We start from the raw sequence: 17,699 nt of genomic DNA, 5'->3' as shown, positions 1-17,699 counted from the left end.
GCACAACAAAAGCATCGGGGAAATATAAAGTGCGTGTTCTTATTACAAATTTTGTTTTCGGAATGCGATCCGGATCCGAAAGTGTCGTTGAACTGCTGGCTGACGCACTTCGGGTTGCAGGTCACCACGTTATGATTTTTGCCCCGACATTGGTCGGCGACACCAACTGGATGATACAGAAGGGACATCTGATCTATCATGCGATAGATCAGATACCCTATCGGCCTGATGTCATTCATGCCCACCACGTGTCCCCGTGCTTTATTGCCATGGCACGGTTTCCCGACGTGCCGGTCGTCTACACCTGCCACAGTTCCGTGTTCGAGATCGAAGCCCCTTTGCTGCATCCGCAGATCAAGCACTATGTCGCCGTAGACGCCGCGTGCAGAGACAAATGCTTGTCCAGAGGCATCCCGGCCAATCGCTTGACCACGATAGAAAACGCCGTTGATTCAGCGCGTTTTATCGCAAGGCCCCCTCTTCCGGACCGCCCCCGGAAGGCGCTCCTGCTTACCAAGGCCAGCGGTCATACTGAATTGGTGCGGCGCGCGTGTGCCGCAAAGACCATCACCCTTGACGAGCTGGGCCCTGGAACAGGCAAGTTTTCCGATGCCCTCGAGAAAGAATTGCTCAAATATGATTTGGTCTTTGCAACGGCGCGCATGGCGCTGGAAGCGGCCTTTGTCGGATGTGCGGTTGTTGTCTGTGACGGTCGCGGCTTTGCCGGACTTCTCACGACCCGCAATGTCGCGGCCTGGCGGAAGAATAATTTTGGTGTGCGGTTGCTCGCCCGACCGACAACTGTCGGGCTGTTGCAGGAAGCGATCCAGCATTACGACGCCAAGGATGCGGCAGATGTAGCCGAATACCTGCGTGAGCATTCGCCGGCGGACAAATATGTCTCCCAATACGAAAAGCTCTACCGTTCGGCCATCAAGGCAGGATCACCCGGCCTGCCCGCACTCGGTCTTGCCAATGGCCAATGGGCGCAGGAACTCGTTGCAACCGCGGAAAAAAGAACCTGGTTTCGTATCGCCTCTGAAATGCATTGGATGCCGGAAACAGACACTCTCAGGCAAATGCTGGATCAATCAAAATCAGAGATCCTTGCCGAACTGCATTCGGTGACAGAGCGTCATCTGCCCAATTCACATTCCATGGAAACGCTCGCTCAAACATTGACCACGAAAATCGATAAACTTGATCGTGAAATTTCAACCTCAACGAATATCCTCGTGAGCTTGAAGGCCATGTACCAAGCGCTTGTACCATCTCCACTCAGGCGCGTGGGCGCAGTGTTACGGGCGCGCTCAAAGCGGCACAACAAATCGCCGTAGCCGAAAATATCCCGACCACCTCAATTGCAAAAGCCCCCGCGTCCGGAGATACGGGGGCTTTGGAATATCGCACCAATCCTGTCGATTGGCCATTTCGGTCTCAGCGACGGGCGTCCAACAGGTCGTTCACTTTGTCAATTTGCGCCGTCGTGAGTGTCCGATGGAAATCCGTGCTCAATTTGGCTTCAGCGGCTTCAAGGGCCTGCTCCCGCAATGTGGGATCAGTAATGGCAAGGGCTGCTTCGCGGCTGCGTTCGTAAGCGGCGATCTTGCCGACGGAGGAATTGGGGGCTGCCCGCTCCCGTGCCCGCGCCGATGCATGTGCTGCGTTGAGCGGACCCAAGGTATTCTTGTCCAGATCCCTGTCGCTCAGATCAGCTTCCTTGGTCTTGGATTTGTCATTTGCGTGGTCGCCCTTGGCATTGCCATGGCCTTCGCCGCCATTGCCTTTTCCGCCGCCCTCGCCGCCACCGTTGCCATTGCCATTTTTGGCCAGTGCAGAACCGATAAGGCTGTAATTGCCCGTCGTCGAGAGTGCAGTGCCGGCAACCAGCAAACCAAAACATGCAACGGCAACAAAACCGCGCTTCACAAGAGTCATACCCATCTCCTCAATATGTCCCGGTGATCGTTCCCCTGCCGGAACGTTAATAATCCGTTTAGGGCCATTATGAGGCGCTAATAGCGATAATAGTGCCTGTGATGACGATGGTGCTTCCAATAGCCGGGCCGATGGTGCCGATTATTCCAGTGGTGGCGGCGATGGTGGTGACCTCTCCAGCCGTGCCGATAATGATGGCGGTGGCCCCAATGCCTGCCGCGATTGTGCTTGTATTTGACCAGTTCCACATTCGAAGCGATCGGCGCGCGTTGGACGGAGATCGGCGAGGCCTGCGCGGATACGATTGATGTCAGGCCCATCACCAGCGCGATGAGGCCGGCAGCCACTAGGGAAAGAATATTCTTCATGACAGCTCCCTCCAGTTTATCCCGCTCCACACTACGCCGTTGTTGATGAACATTCAAACAAGGACACCGCAGCAAGCGAAAAGCAGGCGGGTCTATTCACCGCGCGGCAATTTTTCGAGCACAAGCTGCAGAGTGGACGTCAAAACATCAATATTCTCTTTGCCAGCGACGCTTTCCCAGTTCTGTTGAATGCGTTTGCCCGCCGCCATCGCCGTGGGCTGCACCGCCTGCCCCCGGGCTGTGAGAAAGACCAATCGCCCCCGCTTGTCCCGAGGATCGGGGCGACGCTCCACATACCCAAGCTTTTCAAGCTCTTCCACCGCCTGGGTGATCGATTGTTTGCGGGTTTTTGACAGTTTCGACAGTTCGCTGACCTGAATTCCGGACGAAGGCGTAAAGGCCAATACATTCGAATGGGATGGACGGATATCGACGAACCCCGCCTCGTCGAGCGCGGTGTCGATGGCCTGCGTCCATTGCTGATGCAGGAGCCGCAGAAGAATTCCGAGATTGGGCGTTGGTGAACTCATCAGCGTGCTGTTTCCCGTTGGTGTGCGGAGCCAGATTCCTTCAGATATTGACAGGCAACTGTCTATATCGTATTAGACAGGCACCTTACCATATCTGAAGAGGACAATCTCATGCCATCCATTTCCATCCTTGATTCAACCCTATACTACGAAGAAGCGGGCCTGGGCACACCCATTGTGTTCCTCCATGGAAATCCCACCACATCCCATTTGTGGAGAAAGATCACCCCCGCCCTGCCTGGCTATCGCCGTCTGGCTCCCGATCTGATCGGCATGGGGCGCTCGGGCCGCCCCTCCCTCGACTACAGTTTTGCCGATCAAGCCCGCTATCTCGATGCCTGGTTCGATGCGCTGGGACTGACGGACGTCATCCTGGTTGGTCATGACTGGGGCGGCACGCTTGCCCTGGATTGGGCGGCGCGTCATCCGGAGCGGGTGCGGGGCGTCGCCTTCATGGAAACAATTCTGCGGCCGATGCGCTGGGCCGATTTTCCGCCGGAGGTTGCGGAACGGTTTCGCGCATTGAAGACGGAGGGGCTTGGCGAGACCATCGTGCTCCAGAGCAACACTTTCATCGAACAAACCTTGCAGGCAACGGTGCTTTCCGGCCTTTCAGGCGACGATATCCATGCCTATACGCAGTCGTACACCACCCCTGAAAGCCGCCGGGCCATTCTCGAATGGACGCGCTCAATGCCTGTAGACGAGGAACCGGCAGCGCTGATTGAAAGAATGCGGGATTTCAACACCTGGCTTGCCGACAGTGTCGATGTTCCGAAACTGTTGATTGCGTTCGAAGGATCGGGAAAAAACCTGGCGATCGGGGCGGACGTGGTAGCCTGGTGCAAGGCCAACTATGCCAACCTCAGCGTTGTCAATTGCGGTGCCGCCAAACACAATGCACCGGAAGATCAACCCGAGGAAATCGCGCAATCACTTGGCAAGTGGCTGGAGCAGATCAATATTTGACAACCCGGTTCAACGCGAGGCGGCATCCTTGCTGCCGTCTTGCGTTCCATGCAAACAAGGGATGGAGCGGGTGAAGGGAATCGAACCCTCGTATGCAGCTTGGGAAGCTGCCGTTCTACCATTGAACTACACCCGCCTATGCCCGCGAACTTGCCTCGGGGCAGATAACCGGAATGAAAAGCAGCCGGGATCGATAGTCAACCGGATTCGCACATCATCCTGCAAACAGCGTGTATATCAGCTGCGGCGCATGCGGCCGGCGATGGCGACAATGCCAAGGCCGATCCAGCCAAGCACCGCAATCAGCAGAAGCGGCGCGGCCGGGATCATCAGCCAGCCCAGCACGCCCATGGTGTAAAGCGTATCGCCAATGTCGATGCCGCCCAGCAGACACGGGTGAACACTGTTCTCATCCACCGTGCAGCCAAGCGTATTGGCGATCGCATAGGTCACCAGGACTGACAACAGCGGCAATAGCGCAATGAACGTCAGAATGGCGAGCACAACAGCTGCCGCACGCCGTTTCGAGCCGGTTTTCCGAGGCATCGCAAACCTCCAATCCTGCATGACAAATCCCAGGAATACATCCAGGCCGTCAAATCGGCGTCTTGTCAATCAACCGCGGTTCATGACCGGAAATGTTTGGAGAGTTTCAGGCCCTGCGCCTGATAGTTCGAGCCGAGGTCGGTGCCATAAAGGGCCTTGGGCCGCTCCAGCATATGTTCATAGATCAGGCGGCCGACGATCTGGCCATGCTCGAGAATGAATGGCACCTCGTGGCTGCGCACTTCAAGCACCGCGCGGCTGCCGGTTCCGCCTGCGGCGGTGTGCCCGAAACCCGGATCGAAGAACCCGGCATAGTGGACGCGGAATTCGCCGACCAGCGGATCGAACGGCGTCATCTCCGCCGCATAAAGCGGAGGAACATGCACGGCTTCACGCGACACGAGAATGTAGAATTCATCGGGATCGAGCACCAGTTCGCGCGCGCCGCGATCATGGATCGGCTCCCAGAAATCGAAGAGGTCATGCGCCCCGCGCTTGTCGACATCCACCACCCCGGTGTGGTGCTTGCCGCGATAACCGACGAGGCCGTTCGCATCGCCGGTCAGATCGATGGACAGGGCAATGCCGCCGCCCGATATGTTCGGCGTGTCCGACGCCACGAGCGTCTCGCTTGCATGCAGTGCAGTCAGTTCCGTCTCGTCGAGCTGCGCCCGTCCGGTGCGGAAGCGTATCTGCGAGAGACGCGATCCTGCCCGCGCGACAATCGGGAAGGTACGCGGGCTGACTTCGAGATAGATCGGGCCATTATATCCGGCCGGCACCTTGTCGAATTCCTGTGCCCCGTCAACGATGACGCGGGTGAAAATATCAAGACGGCCGGTCGAACTCTTGGGATTGGCCGATGCCGAAACCCCGGCGGGCAGCGCCAGGCTTTCCAGCAGCGGGACGATATAGACACAGCCGGTTTCCAGCACGGCACCGTGACTGAGATCGATCTCGTGCAGCTTGAGTTTTTCCAGCTTGTTGATGACAGGGGTTCCGGGGCCCGGCATGAAACTGGCGCGCACGCGATAGGCTTTCGTGCCCAGGCGCAGGTCCAGGCTGGCCGGTTGGATCTGATCAGCGTCGAAATCACGCTCGGTTTTCAGTGCACCGGCCTGATGCAATGCCCTGATGCCGCTATCCGCCAGAATGCCCGCTTCACGTATACTCATATCGACCGCCGAAACCTCATATAATTTCCCAAAAGCTTTAGCGTCTCACCCGATTGACGCAAGCCGCCAAGAGGACTAAAGCAATTTTATCCCGTGGTGATTTGGCCGGCCGGCTTGCAGCCACGTTAAACAATTTGCTAAAAGAGGCCCGGTCTCGTCCGGCCTTTTTGCGATTCCCGCAAGGCCGGTTTTTTATTGGCCAGATTCTGGCAGATTGAGAAGACGATGACCACAACCCGTAAGCTGCGCCCCGCGACACAACTCGTTCATGCCGGAACCTTGCGCTCCGGTTTCGGTGAAACATCGGAAGCCCTCTTCCTCACCCAGGGCTTTGTCTATGACACGGCGGAAGCTGCCGAAGCCCGCTTCAAGGGCGAAGAACCCGGCTTCATCTATTCGCGCTACGCCAATCCGACAACCGATATGTTCGAAAAGCGCATGTGCGCGCTCGAGGGCGCGGAAGATGCGCGCGCAACGGCTTCGGGAATGGCTGCGGTTGCGGCGGCAATCCTGTGTCAGGTCAAGGCCGGAGACCACGTTCTGGCAGCGCGCGCCCTGTTCGGCTCGTGCCGCTACATCATCGAGACGCTCCTGCCGAAATATGGCGTGGACTTCACCTTGATCGACGGCTCCAGGGCCGAGAACTGGGAAAAGGCCATCCGCCCGAACACCAAGGCGCTGTTCCTGGAAAGCCCGACCAATCCGACCCTCGAGATCGTCGATATTGCCGCCGTGGCCAAGGTCGCCAATTCCGTCGGCGCCAAGCTGATTGTCGACAATGTGTTTGCGACCCCGCTGTTCCAGAAACCGCTGGAACTTGGCGCCCACATCGTCGTCTATTCGGCCACCAAGCATATTGAAGGCCAGGGACGCTGTCTTGGCGGCGTCATCCTTTCCGACAAGAAATGGATCGACGAAAACCTCCACGAATATTTCCGCCACACCGGCCCGGGTCTCAGCCCCTTCAATTCCTGGATCATGCTGAAGGGCCTTGAAACCCTGCCCGTCCGCGTCCGCCAGCAAACTGAAAGTGCGACGAAAATTGCTGACTTCCTCGCGGACCATCCGGCAGTTTCCAGGGTTATTTACCCCGGCCGTGCGGATCACCCGCAGGCGGATATCATCGCCAAACAGATGACCGGTGGTTCCACGCTTGTGGCCTTCGAACTCAAGGACGGCAAGAAGGCGGCCTTTGATTGCGAGAACGGACTGGAAGTGGTGCGGATTTCCAACAATCTTGGAGATTCGAAGAGTCTCATCACACACCCCGCGACAACCACACACAAAAACCTTACAGATGAAGCACGTGCAGAACTTGGCATTTCGGACGGGCTGCTGCGCCTGTCGGTTGGCCTGGAAGATGCCGACGATCTGATCGAGGATTTCGATGCTGCCCTCAAGGCAGCCAAGTAAGACAGGACCAATCCCGCACTGAAACCAATTTCAGTGCGGGAGCGGTATATTTAAGTATAAACGTTGCAGAATGTTGGCTATTCACATTAAATTTAATCATCTTTATGTATTGTAATGGTTGACGAGACGGCCACGACCCGCAATATCATTGATAAGACAAGGTTTATCATGTATCGCGCAGTCACTCAGAATATTGAAGTAATCGTAGAACCATTCTATCTGGAGGAGCAGTCCAATCCGGAAGAAAACAGATATGTCTGGGGATACCGGATTACGATCGCCAATGAATCCGACGGCACCGTCCGGCTTCGGGCGCGCTATTGGAAAATCACCGATGGGAACGGCCAGATCGAAGAGATTCGCGGTCCTGGTGTCATCGGTGAACAGCCGGTGCTCAATCCCGGAGACTCGTTCCAGTATTCCTCGGGCTGCCCGCTGACAACGACATCCGGTGTGATGGTTGGCCGTTATTCCATGGAAAGCGAAACCGGAAACTTGTTCGACATCGAGATACCGGCTTTTTCGCTTGATTTGCCGGATCAATTGCGGACATTGAATTAATTCTCGACCGGACTGTTGCCTTTGCAGAGCGCAATCGTTGCAAGCGCCATTTTGATCACATGCATGAGTACACGCCCTGATGACCAGCCAAACTGAAATGCCGTACCTGAAGGCGCTTGCCTGCTCCGTTGTCACCTTTGCCATTGGTGTCGGCGCACTTTTTATGGGCTATACCCTGCCAAGCATTCAGGCCGGCAAGGCCGGTATGCCCGAACTTCTGGCGCTGGCGCTTGTGCCGGGCCTTGTCGTCGGCCTCTTCGCCAAACGTTCAGCGAAGCCGTGGCCGTTATGGCTGATCATCGGTGCGTTCCTGATTGTCCTGGTTGCCGTCACCGCTGCCCACGAGGCGCTGGTATCCTGGCGGATCGCCAACGGGCTGCTGAAATAGCAATTCACCTGCGGCGGTTGTGACGCCGCACTACGCCTTCTTGACGAATTCCGTTTTCAGAACCAGGCCTTTGACCTGTTTGGTGTTGCACTCGACTTCACCCTCGCGGCCGTTCAGGCGGATATTCTTGACGAGCGTGCCCCGCTTGATCGTCTCGGACGTTCCCTTGACTTTCAAATCCTTGATCAAGGTGACGGAATCGCCGTCCTGAAGCTCATTTCCGTTGCTGTCACGTACGTCCACAGGGGGCAATCCTCGTTCGAATGATCAGTTCTTTGGCGGATGATCAGTTCTTTGGCAGGAATTCCGCGGGGTCAAACTCGTAATGGGTCGAGCAGAACTCGCAGGTCACGCTGATCTTGCCATCTTCGATGCTGTCCGTGATCTCTTCGGCGGTAAATCCGGAGAGGACGCCTGCAATTTTGTCACGCGAGCAGGAACAATCGTCGTTCACCGGCACGGCGTCGAATACGCGGACGCCGCGTTCATGGAACAGGCGGTACAACAGCCGTTCGGCACCCACCTGCGGATCGGTCAGTTCCGAACTCTCGATGGTCGCAACCAGAGCCTTCACTTCAGCCCAATCATCGTCCTCTTCAATATCGTCCTCATCCTCGTCGGTATCCGGCGCATCGCCCGCAGGCAGATCACGCTGGCGGATACGCAGCTCGGATTCCGGCAGGAACTGCACGATCAGCCCTCCGGCGCGCCATTGCTCGACGGGTTTGCCATCCTCGCCGCGCTCTATGAGCTTGGCGACGGACAGGCGGATATCGGTCGGAATCTGCTCCGACTGGCGGAAATAGGTCTTGGCTATTTCCTCCAGGTTGGAACCGTCGAGTGCAACGATACCCTGGTACCGCTGGGTGTACTCGCCCTGATCAACCGTCAGCGCCAGCGTTCCCGTCCCCATCAACTGCTCCGGCGAAAGCCGGTGTGCGGCGATCGCCTCGGCCAGCCGGTCTTCGTCATAGCGGGCATAAGCGCGCACCGAATTCGGCGTGCGGAAATCAACCACCAGCATGTCGACAGGCCCGGCGGACTGAGACTGGAAAATGAACTTGCCGTCGAATTTCAGTGACGTTCCCAAGAGCACGGTCAGGACAATCGCTTCGGCCAAGAGCTTTGCAACCGGCTCCGGGTAGTCGTGTCGGCTGAGAATATCGTCCAGCGTCGCACCCAATTGCACCGCACGGCCGCGTGCATCGAGTGTCTCGACTTGGAACGGCACAACCGCATCGTCCCCGGCGAAGACGTATTCGTCGGAGCGCTTGGTGATGTCAGGCATATCAGACACGCGGGCGACCTCCTTCGAGACACCAGGCTAGAATGGCTTTTTGCGCATGCAACCGGTTTTCGGCTTCATCGAAAACGACCGAGTGCGGCCCGTCAATAACGGAATCCGTTACTTCTTCACCGCGATGGGCAGGCAGGCAGTGCATGAACAGGGCATCGGGATGCGCGTGCTTTATCAGGGCATCATTGACCTGATAGGGCATGAACACATTGTGACCGCGCGCACGGCCTTCCTGTCCCATCGAAACCCACGTATCGGTGACGATGCAGTCAACGCCCTCGACAGCCGCAATAGGATCGGACGTCAGCTTGACATTGCCGCCGGCGCTCTTGGCCCAGGCGAGATATTTGCTCTCGGGCTCGCTGCCTTCGGGCGTGGCAATGTTCAGGTTGAAATCAAAGCGCGCAGCCGCTTCGACGAGCGAATGCAGCACATTGTTGCCATCGCCTGTCCAGGCAAACGTCTTGCCCTTGACCGGACCGCGATGTTCTTCGAACGTCATGATATCGGCCATGATCTGACAAGGATGCGTGTCGTCCGTCAGGGCATTGATGACGGGAACCGTGGCATTCTCAGCCATTTCGATCAGCCGGTCATGGGTCGTCGTGCGCATCATGATGATATCGACGTAGCGCGAAAGCACCTTTGCCGTATCCGCAATGGTCTCGCTGCGGCCGAGTTGCATTTCGGAACCGGTGAGCATGATGGTTTCGCCGCCCAGCTGGCGCATGCCGACATCGAAGGACACGCGGGTCCGCGTCGAAGGCTTGTCGAAAATCATCGCAAGCACCTTGCCTGCAAAGGGCTTTTCGATATTGCCTGCCTTGAGGCGGTTCTTGCGCGCGCGCGCATCATCAAGAATGGAACGCAACACACCGGAAGAAAGCGCCGAGATATCCGTGAAGTGACGGAGGTCCTGCTTGATTGTCATGACAGTTCCCTACGCACTCTTCTGCCGGGCCGTGACCGACAGACGTTCGGCAGCGGCTTCAATCCGGGAAAGGGCCTCACGGGCCTCTTCTTCGGTCACGACCAAAGGCGGCAGCAACCGAATGACGTTGTCGCCGGCACCAACGGTGAGCAGGTGTTCATCACGCAGGGCCTGAACGAGCGCTGTATTGGGAACAACACTCTTGATGCCCATCAACAGGCCGCGGCCGCGTACTTCCGCAATAACCTCGGGATAGCGATCGGAGATCGAGGCAAGGCCCTGCTTCATGAAGAGGGCGACCTGCTGCACATGCTCGAAAAAGCCGTCAGCGAGAATGACATCGAGCACGGCATTGCCGACGGCCATGGCGAGCGGATTGCCGCCATAGGTCGTGCCATGCACGCCGGCTGTCATGCCCTTGGCTGCCTCGGCCGTTGCGAGACAGGCGCCGAGCGGGAAACCGCCGCCGATGCCCTTGGCGACAGCCATGATATCGGGCGTGATACCCGACCACTCATATGCAAAGAACTTGCCCGTGCGTCCGACACCGGACTGCACTTCATCAAGGATCAGCAGCAGGCCGTTCTCGTCGCAAATCTTGCGCAGACGGCGCAAATCCTCATCCGGCACGGGACGCACACCGCCCTCGCCCTGGATCGGTTCAATCAGGATGGCAGCGGTCTGGGGACCAATGGCCGCCTTCAATGCCTTCTCGTCACCAAAGGGCACCTGGTCAAAGCCGGAGACTTTGGGGCCGAAGCCTTCGAGATACTTTTCCTGGCCGCCGGCAGCGATCGTTGCCAGCGTCCGACCATGGAACGCGCCTTCGAACGTGATGATATGAAACCGTTCCGGGTGACCGTTGACATAGTGATAGCGCCGGGCGGTCTTGATCGCGCATTCCAGCGCTTCCGCCCCGGAATTGGTGAAAAACACCTTGTCGGCAAACGTGTTGTCCACGAGACGCTGACCAAGACGCCTTTGCCCCGGAATTTCATAAATATTGGACAGATGCCAGAGCTTGTCAGCCTGGGTCTTCAGGGTTTCGACGAGATGCGGATGCGAGTAACCCAGCGAATTGACGGCAATGCCGGCAGCGAAATCCAGATAGCGTTCGCCGCTCTCGGTCGTCAGCCAAACACCGTCTCCTCGCTCAAAGCGCAAATCCGCACGAGCAAAAGTGTCGTATAGCGGTTGCGCGTTTGCGTCCGTCATGTCGTTTCGGGCCTCCAATACCCTGTTTTGATCTGCTGTTTGCTAAGAAGAAACCGGCAGCGATGAAATCAAAAAGCCGCCCACAAGGGCGGCCTGACGCTGGTAATATCATCATTCAATCCGCAATTGTCAAATGAACACTTCAAAAACATAGCCGCGACAGTGCGTCCGCGCGAAGCGGTCTTTCCATAAGGTTTTCAAATCTGTAGCCAACCGGCCATACGAAAAGCGACGGGATTTGCGAGAAATGTCATTTATGCCGCGTTTTCACGTGCAAGTTGGGGAAAACCCAAAAAAGCAAGCCGCTTCCCACGCCCGACTCTTGTCACAGAGTCATCGCATATTGTAGCTTGAGAAACGGAATAGCTAGATTTCGTGCGGCGGACCTCGTCACCTGGATAGATATAGTATCTGCAATCTGGAGCAATCCAGATGTGAGGGAAGGATTCAGCCTAGAGTCCGCACAATACGGAGCCAAGGAAGATGAACTGGACAGATGAGCGCGTAGAACAGCTGAAGAAGCTTTGGGCCGAAGGTCTGAGCGCAAGCCAGATCGCAGCACAGCTGGGTGGCGTCAGCCGCAATGCGGTCATCGGCAAGGTGCACCGCCTGAAACTGTCAGGCCGCGGCAAGACCACATCGACCCAGACACGCAGCAAGAAAGTCAACACGACCGCTTCAGCCGGACACCGCAGCAGCGTCAGCACGTCGGCGCAGATGACGAGCCGCGTTGTGACCAAGAGCGTTGGCGCAACAGCGCTACAGCAGGAATATTTTGTCGACACGGTTACGCAGACCGTGATGAAGCCCTCGACGGATGTGGTGGTGCCGATCTCGCGGCGCCTTGAGCTGGTGCAGCTCAGTGAGCGCACCTGCAAGTGGCCGATGGGCGATCCGTTGCAGCCTGATTTTCACTTCTGCGGAAATGATGTCGGCGAAGGCGGTCCGTACTGCACCTATCATGCCCGCCTGGCCTATCAGCCGGCGTCCGATCGCCGCCGCGCCCGGTAATCGGCAAGGCACATAGATAGGGAAAGGCGCCGTCAGGCGCCTTTTTTGTTGGCGTCAAGCCTTGGCTTTCTGCGGGCCGAAGGCAACCGTGAACGATGAGCCTTCGCCAACGCGGGAGCGAACGACAAGCCGGGCCCGGTGCCGCGTCAGGATGTGCTTGACGATTGCCAGACCGAGGCCAGTGCCTTTCTGGGCCCGGCTCGTCTCGATATTGACGCGATAAAAGCGTTCGGTCAGCCGCGGTATATGTTCTTCCGGTATGCCAGGGCCAAAATCCTGAATAGTGGCTTTGATCCCCTCGCCATTGTTTTTGAGCTCGACAACCACCTTCTTGCCGGACTGGCCGTATTTGCAGGCGTTCTCCAGAAGATTCTGGAAAACCTGCGTCAGTTCATCCCGATCGCCGAGGACCATGACCGGCCCGGGATCGATGTGTCGCTCGATTTCAATGTCGAGGTTCGTGGCGAGCGGGCGGAGAGTGTCCACCACATGATTGAGAACGATGGTCAGGTCCACCTGGTCCTTCACCGCGATATGGGCCTTCATTTCGATGCGCGACAGGGACAGAAGATCATCGATGAGCCGTGCCATGCGCTCAGCCTGCTTCTGCATGATCTCCAGAAAATTATCGCGGGCAACGGCGTCGTTGCGCGCCGGACCGCGCAGCGTTTCAATGAAACCGCTGAGTGACGCCAGCGGCGTGCGCAATTCATGGCTGGCATTGGCGATGAAGTCCGAGCGCATGCGCTCCAAACGATGTGCCTCGGTCAGATCGCGGAATGACAGGAGATACTGGCGGTCGGAACCGCCCTGATCCAGACGCAGCACTGTGGCGCGATACCAGCGTTCAACCGGGACACGCTCGGAGTAGTCGATCGATCCGGCCTGCGCATCCGACATGACCGACTGGACCAGCGTCTGCATCTCCGGTGCGCGGAAATGCAGGAGCAGCGTACCGCCGCGCGCCAGAGGCCCGAAAGCGCCGTTGGCCGCCGGATTGACGTAAAGAATTGTCCCTTCGTGATCAAAGATGATCAGGGGATCGGGCAATTGCGCCGCAAGCTGCTGACCGGACAGGCGGAAGACCGCCGGATCGCTGTCCGGCTGCGCACGGTTGGTGTCGTCGCTGCGCGGAATGCTTGCCGACAAGGCGACCACGCCCAGAAGCAGGAGCATCAGAATGGCAAAGCTCAGCCACAAGGACACGCCGGAATTCAGAACGAGCGCGGTGAGAAAGGCAGCGGCACCAAGAATATAGCGCGCGCGAATGATCCGCTGCATCGCCCTTTGCCGCAAACCGCGGCTTTCCTGCCCTGAACCGAATATGCTCATGCGTTCAACTCCCTGCCCTGCCATGCTTGTCATCGACACTGGACGCCACAACGCTGTCCCAATAACATGGCTTCATGTCAATTGAGGGAGACTGTCTTGGCCAAAAATTCGAAAGAGAAATCCGACCAGCCACATGTCGGTAAGACAACGCTTAAACTCAGGATCGATGGGAAGAAGCGGAGTTTCGATATCGACGATGCCAAACTGCCGGACTGGATTGACGACGGCGCCCTTGCGTCCGGTGACTTTCCCTACACGGATAAAATGAACAGGGCCGAATACGAAAAAACACTTGAGCAGCTGCAGATTGAACTGGTCAAAATGCAGAGCTGGCTGCAGGAAACCGGCGGCCGCGTGATGACCGTCTTCGAAGGGCGCGATGCCGCCGGCAAAGGCGGAACGATCTTTACCTTGCGCCAGTACATGAACCCCCGCAATGCGCGCAACGTTGCCCTGCCCAAGCCCACGGAAACCGAAAGCGGACAATGGTACTATCAGCGCTACGTCTCGCATTTTCCGACAAAGGGCGAATTCGTCACATTTGACCGCTCCTGGTACAATCGCGCTGGTGTTGAACCCGTCATGGGTTTCTGTACGCCGGAACAGCATGAATCGTTCCTCGAGGAAACACCCGGCTTCGAACGCATGATCGTTGCCGACGGTATCTTCTTCTTCAAATTCTGGCTCAATATCGGCCAGATCATGCAGTTGAAACGTTTTCACGATCGACGCCACAGCCCGTTGAAGAACTGGAAGTTCTCGCCGATGGATATCGCCGGTGCCGAAAAATGGGATGACTACACCAACGCCCGGAACGAAATGATGGCCCGGACCCATACGGCCCATGCGCCATGGACCGTGGTGCGCTCCAATGATAAGCGCCGTGCACGCATCGCCGTTATCCGCCGGGTTTTGCTGAGCTTGCCCTACAAGGGCCGGGATGTCGGGGTGATCGGCAATGAAGACGCTCTGATCATTGGGTCCGGTCCGGGGTTTCTTGAGTAGATCGTGCGGGCCGATGCGGCGTTTTCTCCCATAGGAAAGGCCGTGTGTTCAACTGCCCCAAAGCGCGCCATGCCGCAAGGGACATGAGCAACCAGTAGAGCGGTATCCATGGCAGGATCCTGCCGGGCATCCCCTTGCCCGCCAGCGCGCGCTGCCCCAGCCGGTGGAACGAGAGATACCCCATCACGATATTGATGAGATCGATGCAGAGAATATCCCGATGCCGGGCAAAGACATCGCTTCCGGAAAGCCAGCACAAGGTGACCGAGAGCATAAACAGCAGCGTGACGGGATAGAGCAGGGATGAAACGATCATCCCCACCGCCAGGAGGTGATAGACGACGAAGCGCAGAATGCCCAACTGGACGAGAAGGGTAAATGGCTGGCGCATCTGCACAAGCCACGTCTGCATCCAGCCCTTGAACCAGCGCGTTCGCTGGCGAAACCAGATGCCGATTTCAGTCGGCGCATCCTCGATCGTCGCGCGTTCGATCATATCCGTCCGATACCCCAGACGCGCCAAACGGGTTCCGAGCTCCGCGTCCTCCGTAACGTTATGCGGATCCCAGCCTCCGATGGCGGTCAGGCAATCGTAACGAAAATGATTGGAGCTGCCGCCAAGGGGCAAGACCAGCCCGCGATGCGCAAGCCACGGCAGGAAGCTCTGGAAGTGCGCCGCATATTCGAAGGCGAACAGACGCGCCACAAGACTTTCATGGGCATTGGCGACCTTCAACGGAGCCTGGAGGCAGCCGAGCTTTTCATCGGCGCGCTGGAACCGTTGAAAGGCTTCCAGCAACTGGTCTGGGTGGGGGCGATCCTCGGCATCGTAAACCACGACAAACGCTCCCCTCGACAGCAAGAGCCCGTAATTGAGCGCCTTTGGCTTCGTCCGCGGGCCATATCCGGATACGGAAATGATATCGAAGGACTGAGGCAACCCCTGGCGCCTCAATGCGGCGAGTGTCGCCGCGTCATCCCCTTCGCAGAGGAAGAGAACCTGAAGCTTTGATCGCGGCCAGTTCAACGCCAGCATGGCTCTGACCAGCTGTGGAACAATGTCTGCTTCCTGATACAGTGCGATCATAACCGTATAGACCGGAAGCTCTGCAGGATTTATTGCCAGCAGGGGTAACGGATTGTCGCCCCGCGCATTTTTGCATGCCACCAACCGCAGCAGGACACAGGCAAGAAAGAACAGCGAGAGAATGACATGCGCACCCTTCCAGCTCAGCTGCTGCTTCTCAAAGGCGTCCAGCAGCAGACAGCTTGCCAATATACCGATCAGGATGCCTTGCTGAGCAGTCAGGACAGTTTTGGCCGAGTATTCGCAGCGGGAGTCTTCGATCATTCTTGCGGCTCTATCGGCTAGCAGATGCTGATGCCCGGCCCTGAGAAGCGCGCGCACCCCTGAGGGCGTGGTCACGCTCAAGCGGCCAGCCAGCTCTTTGCGGCTCGACAGATAGCCTTTGACAACAGCAATGTCGGCGATTGTCGGCGCAATATAGGTCAATGCATTGCTGTCGTGGTTGAGTGTCGTCGCAATGCGTGCGTGCGGCAGAATGGTGATATCCGGGCTCGATCGCAGAAAAATACCGGTTGTTTGCGGTGCCGCTTCAAAAGCCAGTCCTGTTATGTCGGCGATACATTGGCCGATCAGCGCATCTTTGCCGCGAACGCTGGCATAGAGTTCGTCAATAAAGGACGTGTTGCCGGCAATGGAATCCCTGAAGGCCCGTACGATCAGGATTTTCGCCAATCCGGCGCGGTAGAGACGCGCGGCCAGAGCCACTTCGATGTCTCGATGCAGCATCTTCCCTCTACCGAGAGCCTGATCTTTGAATATTATCGACCGTCAAGGCGCGTGTTTTTTGTAGAGTGAACGCCAACAGCATGAACTCAACTCACAATTCAAAATTGAAAATAAAATTCGGAACAATTTATAGCGTTATAAGCGAAGAATAATATTGTCAGGCCTCTTTATACCAATGGCAATTCTTCATAAGTCGAAGAACGGCACCTATTGCAGTCCATCACTCTGTGCAGCGGCACAGGACGGCCATCAAACCTGTCATGTCAGGATCACCCATGCTACTCTTCGGGCAAATCACATGGGCTTCTCAAATCGAATGCATATCCGCACAATCGCTTTTTGCACGGCAGTTTTCCTTGGGGCAGGATTGTCTCAAATCAGTGCAGCATCGGATTTCCCGCACTATTGGGATGGCCGGGAACATGTTGCCAAGCCAAATCTTTCGACGGTCGAGCGCATCCGGTTTGTGACCACGGTGGATTACCCTCCGTTCAATTTCATCGATGCCAGCGGACGGATATCCGGTTTCAACATCGACCTGGTGCGGGCCATCTGCAGCGAACTGAATGTGACCGCGATTTGCCAGATCGAAGCGCGTCCATGGAATGAACTTCAGCAGACCGTGGAAAACGGCGAGGCCGAGGCCATTATCGCCGGATTGAAGCCCACGACGCAATTGCGTGAAAAGTTTGCATTCACCGCCCCCTACATGCGGCTGCCTGCCCGTTTCGTCACCCTGAAGGAAACGACGCTGGAGGAACCTCTAGCAGACAAGCTCGACAAGAAAGTGGTTGGCGTCGTGGACGGGTCGGTGCATCAGGCGATTTTCACCGATTACTTCCCCAGGGACAGATGGGTCGGCTATCCCACACGCGCGTTGATGCTGAAGGATTTGCGCGACAAGAAAATCGATGCGGTTTTTGGCGACGGATCCGACCTGTCGTTCTGGATCGGCAGCCCGGAAGCGCAGAATTGCTGCACATTTTCCGGCGGCCCGTATATCGCACCACAGTTTCTGGGCGACGGCATGATGATTGCCACAACCGCGAAGAACACCGATCTCGTCGATGCCTTCAATTTTGCATTGAAATCCATGGAGGAAAAGGGCACGACCTCCGAACTCTATCTACGGTACTTCCCCGTCGATTTTTATTGAAACCGCATGCAAAAGCCTTGTGTGACGCCGTGGCAATTGACGCGGCGAAGC

General features: G+C 57.1%; 19 protein-coding genes, 1 tRNA gene and 1 riboswitch. Of the genes, 8 read left to right on the top strand and 12 right to left on the bottom strand.

Annotation, left to right across the window (positions count from 1 at the left end):
* Positions 1-29 precede the first annotated feature (29 nt).
* On the top strand, positions 30-1,337 hold the full coding sequence (locus ACIQWS_RS02455) for a glycosyltransferase (protein WP_403169886.1): 1,308 nt from the start codon (positions 30-32) through the stop codon (positions 1,335-1,337).
* Between the two features lie 100 nt (positions 1,338-1,437).
* Here ACIQWS_RS02455 and ACIQWS_RS02450 read toward each other — a convergent pair whose 3' ends face one another.
* The 3 genes from ACIQWS_RS02450 to ACIQWS_RS02440 form a co-directional block, all read right to left on the bottom strand.
* Entirely contained in the window at positions 1,438-1,938 is a 501-nt protein-coding gene (locus ACIQWS_RS02450) for a Holotricin-3 precursor (protein WP_403169884.1), read from the bottom strand.
* Positions 1,939-2,015: 77 nt separating this feature from the next.
* Complete coding sequence (locus ACIQWS_RS02445) at positions 2,016-2,306, bottom strand: hypothetical protein (RefSeq protein WP_403169881.1); 291 nt, start codon at positions 2,304-2,306, stop codon at positions 2,016-2,018.
* Positions 2,307-2,398: 92 nt separating this feature from the next.
* Positions 2,399-2,836: a MarR family winged helix-turn-helix transcriptional regulator gene (locus tag ACIQWS_RS02440; RefSeq protein ID WP_403169878.1), complete on the bottom strand. Its 438-nt coding sequence runs from the start codon at positions 2,834-2,836 to the stop codon at positions 2,399-2,401.
* Positions 2,837-2,926: 90 nt separating this feature from the next.
* Between ACIQWS_RS02440 and ACIQWS_RS02435 the strand changes: the two genes are divergently transcribed.
* Positions 2,927-3,805: a haloalkane dehalogenase gene (locus ACIQWS_RS02435; RefSeq protein ID WP_403177395.1), complete on the top strand. Its 879-nt coding sequence runs from the start codon at positions 2,927-2,929 to the stop codon at positions 3,803-3,805.
* Positions 3,806-3,867: 62 nt separating this feature from the next.
* On the opposite strand, the gene ACIQWS_RS02430 is transcribed toward ACIQWS_RS02435, so the two are convergent.
* The 3 genes from ACIQWS_RS02430 to ACIQWS_RS02420 form a co-directional block, all read right to left on the bottom strand.
* A tRNA-Gly gene (locus tag ACIQWS_RS02430) sits at positions 3,868-3,941 on the bottom strand.
* Positions 3,942-4,042: 101 nt separating this feature from the next.
* Positions 4,043-4,351, bottom strand: coding sequence for a hypothetical protein (locus tag ACIQWS_RS02425; protein ID WP_403169876.1), 309 nt, complete (start codon positions 4,349-4,351; stop codon positions 4,043-4,045).
* Positions 4,352-4,431: 80 nt separating this feature from the next.
* The gene (locus ACIQWS_RS02420; protein WP_223611877.1) at positions 4,432-5,526 is read right to left on the bottom strand and encodes a 2'-deoxycytidine 5'-triphosphate deaminase; all 1,095 of its coding nucleotides are present in this window, start codon (positions 5,524-5,526) and stop codon (positions 4,432-4,434) included.
* Positions 5,527-5,609: 83 nt separating this feature from the next.
* A riboswitch (SAM riboswitch) is annotated at positions 5,610-5,689 on the top strand.
* A 62-nt stretch (positions 5,690-5,751) separates the two neighbouring features.
* Between ACIQWS_RS02420 and ACIQWS_RS02415 the strand changes: the two genes are divergently transcribed.
* From ACIQWS_RS02415 to ACIQWS_RS02405, 3 genes are all read left to right on the top strand, one after another.
* Positions 5,752-6,939 carry an O-succinylhomoserine sulfhydrylase gene (locus ACIQWS_RS02415; RefSeq protein WP_403169873.1) on the top strand — a complete coding sequence of 396 codons (1,188 nt, stop codon included), beginning with the start codon at positions 5,752-5,754 and terminating at the stop codon, positions 6,937-6,939.
* Positions 6,940-7,107: 168 nt separating this feature from the next.
* Positions 7,108-7,500: a Co2+/Mg2+ efflux protein ApaG gene (apaG, locus tag ACIQWS_RS02410; RefSeq protein ID WP_105736766.1), complete on the top strand. Its 393-nt coding sequence runs from the start codon at positions 7,108-7,110 to the stop codon at positions 7,498-7,500.
* A gap of 79 nt (positions 7,501-7,579) precedes the next feature.
* Positions 7,580-7,888, top strand: coding sequence for a hypothetical protein (locus ACIQWS_RS02405; protein ID WP_403169871.1), 309 nt, complete (start codon positions 7,580-7,582; stop codon positions 7,886-7,888).
* Between the two features lie 30 nt (positions 7,889-7,918).
* On the opposite strand, the gene ACIQWS_RS02400 is transcribed toward ACIQWS_RS02405, so the two are convergent.
* From ACIQWS_RS02400 to ACIQWS_RS02385, 4 genes are read right to left on the bottom strand one after another with little or no spacing between them, the layout of a single operon-like run.
* Entirely contained in the window at positions 7,919-8,131 is a 213-nt protein-coding gene (locus ACIQWS_RS02400; protein WP_162800123.1) for an alkylphosphonate utilization protein, read from the bottom strand.
* Between the two features lie 43 nt (positions 8,132-8,174).
* Positions 8,175-9,176: an Hsp33 family molecular chaperone gene (locus ACIQWS_RS02395; protein WP_346307649.1), complete on the bottom strand. Its 1,002-nt coding sequence runs from the start codon at positions 9,174-9,176 to the stop codon at positions 8,175-8,177.
* A 1-nt stretch (position 9,177) separates the two neighbouring features.
* On the bottom strand, positions 9,178-10,116 hold the full coding sequence (argF, locus tag ACIQWS_RS02390; protein WP_346307647.1) for an ornithine carbamoyltransferase: 939 nt from the start codon (positions 10,114-10,116) through the stop codon (positions 9,178-9,180).
* A gap of 9 nt (positions 10,117-10,125) precedes the next feature.
* On the bottom strand, positions 10,126-11,331 hold the full coding sequence (locus ACIQWS_RS02385; protein WP_223611883.1) for an aspartate aminotransferase family protein: 1,206 nt from the start codon (positions 11,329-11,331) through the stop codon (positions 10,126-10,128).
* Between the two features lie 483 nt (positions 11,332-11,814).
* On the opposite strand from ACIQWS_RS02385, the gene ACIQWS_RS02380 reads away from it, so the two are divergent.
* Entirely contained in the window at positions 11,815-12,342 is a 528-nt protein-coding gene (locus ACIQWS_RS02380) for a GcrA family cell cycle regulator (RefSeq protein ID WP_223611884.1), read from the top strand.
* Between the two features lie 54 nt (positions 12,343-12,396).
* Here ACIQWS_RS02380 and phoR read toward each other — a convergent pair whose 3' ends face one another.
* A complete protein-coding gene (phoR, locus tag ACIQWS_RS02375) occupies positions 12,397-13,674 on the bottom strand; it encodes a phosphate regulon sensor histidine kinase PhoR (RefSeq protein WP_403169866.1) in 1,278 nt (425 codons plus the stop codon).
* Positions 13,675-13,836: 162 nt separating this feature from the next.
* Here phoR and ppk2 point away from each other — a divergent pair, with 162 nt between their 5' ends.
* Positions 13,837-14,679 (top strand): polyphosphate kinase 2, encoded by an 843-nt coding sequence (gene ppk2, locus ACIQWS_RS02370; RefSeq protein ID WP_403177388.1) that lies wholly within the window; start codon positions 13,837-13,839, stop codon positions 14,677-14,679.
* On the opposite strand, the gene ACIQWS_RS02365 is transcribed toward ppk2, so the two are convergent.
* Positions 14,648-16,492, bottom strand: a complete 1,845-nt coding sequence (locus tag ACIQWS_RS02365) for a glycosyltransferase (protein WP_403169864.1) — start codon at positions 16,490-16,492, stop codon at positions 14,648-14,650. The genes ppk2 and ACIQWS_RS02365 overlap by 32 nt on opposite strands.
* Before the next feature lie 367 nt (positions 16,493-16,859).
* Between ACIQWS_RS02365 and ACIQWS_RS02360 the strand changes: the two genes are divergently transcribed.
* Positions 16,860-17,648 (top strand): transporter substrate-binding domain-containing protein, encoded by a 789-nt coding sequence (locus ACIQWS_RS02360; RefSeq protein ID WP_403169861.1) that lies wholly within the window; start codon positions 16,860-16,862, stop codon positions 17,646-17,648.
* Positions 17,649-17,699: the final 51 nt, after the last annotated feature.

Origin of the sequence: Phyllobacterium sp. NPDC097923 (assembly GCF_044760925.1) — a bacterium.
GTDB lineage: Bacteria > Pseudomonadota > Alphaproteobacteria > Rhizobiales > Rhizobiaceae > Phyllobacterium > Phyllobacterium calauticae.
The sequence above is the reverse complement of the archived record's forward strand: the minus strand, read 5'-3'. Positions and strand labels throughout refer to the sequence as shown.

Coding starts and splice junctions, on each gene's coding strand:
- argF (WP_346307647.1), bottom strand. CDS start 10,116: ATGACAATCAAGCAGGACCTCCGTCACTTCACGGATATCTCGGCGCTT.
- ACIQWS_RS02445 (WP_403169881.1), bottom strand. CDS start 2,306: ATGAAGAATATTCTTTCCCTAGTGGCTGCCGGCCTCATCGCGCTGGTG.
- ACIQWS_RS02440 (WP_403169878.1), bottom strand. CDS start 2,836: ATGAGTTCACCAACGCCCAATCTCGGAATTCTTCTGCGGCTCCTGCAT.
- ACIQWS_RS02405 (WP_403169871.1), top strand. CDS start 7,580: ATGACCAGCCAAACTGAAATGCCGTACCTGAAGGCGCTTGCCTGCTCC.
- ACIQWS_RS02365 (WP_403169864.1), bottom strand. CDS start 16,492: ATGCTGCATCGAGACATCGAAGTGGCTCTGGCCGCGCGTCTCTACCGC.
- ACIQWS_RS02385 (WP_223611883.1), bottom strand. CDS start 11,331: ATGACGGACGCAAACGCGCAACCGCTATACGACACTTTTGCTCGTGCG.
- ACIQWS_RS02395 (WP_346307649.1), bottom strand. CDS start 9,176: ATGCCTGACATCACCAAGCGCTCCGACGAATACGTCTTCGCCGGGGAC.
- ACIQWS_RS02425 (WP_403169876.1), bottom strand. CDS start 4,351: ATGCCTCGGAAAACCGGCTCGAAACGGCGTGCGGCAGCTGTTGTGCTC.
- ACIQWS_RS02420 (WP_223611877.1), bottom strand. CDS start 5,526: ATGAGTATACGTGAAGCGGGCATTCTGGCGGATAGCGGCATCAGGGCA.
- apaG (WP_105736766.1), top strand. CDS start 7,108: ATGTATCGCGCAGTCACTCAGAATATTGAAGTAATCGTAGAACCATTC.
- ACIQWS_RS02415 (WP_403169873.1), top strand. CDS start 5,752: ATGACCACAACCCGTAAGCTGCGCCCCGCGACACAACTCGTTCATGCC.
- phoR (WP_403169866.1), bottom strand. CDS start 13,674: ATGAGCATATTCGGTTCAGGGCAGGAAAGCCGCGGTTTGCGGCAAAGG.
- ACIQWS_RS02380 (WP_223611884.1), top strand. CDS start 11,815: ATGAACTGGACAGATGAGCGCGTAGAACAGCTGAAGAAGCTTTGGGCC.
- ACIQWS_RS02450 (WP_403169884.1), bottom strand. CDS start 1,938: ATGACTCTTGTGAAGCGCGGTTTTGTTGCCGTTGCATGTTTTGGTTTG.